The sequence below is a fragment of the Halorubrum sp. 48-1-W genome (genome assembly GCF_003287355.1).
In the GTDB taxonomy this organism is placed as follows: domain Archaea; phylum Halobacteriota; class Halobacteria; order Halobacteriales; family Haloferacaceae; genus Halorubrum.
Map to the genome: position 1 here is coordinate 1 of NZ_QMIM01000062.1, position 1,400 is coordinate 1,400.

Consider the following 1,400-nt stretch of genomic DNA (forward strand, 5'->3'; position numbering starts at 1 on the left):
TCAGTACATCACAAAGCCGGTTAGTTGAGGCGTCTGCTTGCTGAAGGTGTGTCTAATACCAAGCAAGCAGACGGTGAAATCCACGAGGACCAGCTTCTTAACTTCCTCGTCAACTCTCTTGACGAGGAAGTTGCCCTCACACTCGCTGAAAACGCCGAAATCGATGCTGAAGACATCTACGAGGTCCTCGTCGGCGCGTGCGCCGACGGGACCTCAGTCTCAACGCTCTGTGAGAGGAGTGAAGATGCACCCCACGAAAACTCGGTTCTCTACCACCTCCGCACCAAGTTCGACCTTGAGACGCTCGAACAAGTCGGAAACGCGCTCCTTCAGAAGGACGTTCTTGACGTTCTTCCCCAGCAGGTGGAGGTCGTTTCAGACCTCCACCTGCGGCCCTACTACGGCGACGAAGACGGGACAGACGGCCTGTATCACTCACAAGCGAAGCGTGGAACAACTGCGTTCCATGCCTACGCGACACTCTACGCGCGTGTGAAGAACAAACGCTACACGCTGGCGGTGCGCCGTCTCGAAGACGGCGACACCGCCAGCAGTGTCCTCGCAGAGTTTCTCGGTATCCTCGACGGCCTTGACCTCGACGTCAAGGCCGTCTTTCTTGACCGCGAATTCTACGACAGCAAGTGTTTGACGCTGCTTCACGCACACAACCACGCCTACGTCATGCCGATCGTCCGCTGGGGACAGACGATCAAGCAAGAACTCTCGGAAGGCTGGAGTCGCGTGATTCAGCACGACATGACGGCGAAACTCGACGGTCACAGCTGGACCGTCGAGTTTCCCGTCTACATCGACTGTACGTACCAAAACGGACGGTACGACGAACATGGGGTGGCGCGTCACGGCTACGCCGCTGACGCGCCGTTCATCGACTCACCACGAGACGCCCGATACCACTACGCGAAACGCTTCGGTATCGAGGCCAGCTACCGACTCACCGAGCAAAGTATTGCGACGACTTCGACACAAAATCCGGTCGTACGGCTGCTGTACGTCGTGGTGAGCTTGTTGTTACAGAACGTCTGGCGGTATTTACACTGGGAGTACGTGGCGACGCCCCGCCGTGGGGGGCGTCGCCTCTGGCAGTGGTCGTTCAAGGAGTTCATCAATATGATTCAACGGGCAGCGTGGACGGCCCTCGCGACGCGTCGGGCCGTCCCCGCAAACCGACCACCAGACGACCGGTTCACCCGCTAATCCCCGACCGGGCTAGCCTTCGCTAGGAGTGGCGACGCTGTCGCGTCGGCGGCAGCCGCCGCCGACAGCGACAGCTCTCCGTCGGTTCGTCGAAGATTTTCTCGTCAAGGCCACCAGCACAACCGCTCCGCCGTGGAACTCAGGCTTCAGAAACAGCTAGCCGAGGATGCTTTGTGAGGTACTGA

Annotated in this window: 1 protein-coding gene; it reads left to right on the plus strand. The window is 58.9% G+C overall.

From position 1 onward, the window contains the following. Window positions 1-48: 48 nt before the first annotated feature. Window positions 49-1,215: an ISH3 family transposase gene (locus DQW50_RS17490; RefSeq protein ID WP_112080530.1), complete on the plus strand. Its 1,167-nt coding sequence runs from the start codon at window positions 49-51 to the stop codon at window positions 1,213-1,215. Window positions 1,216-1,400: the final 185 nt, after the last annotated feature.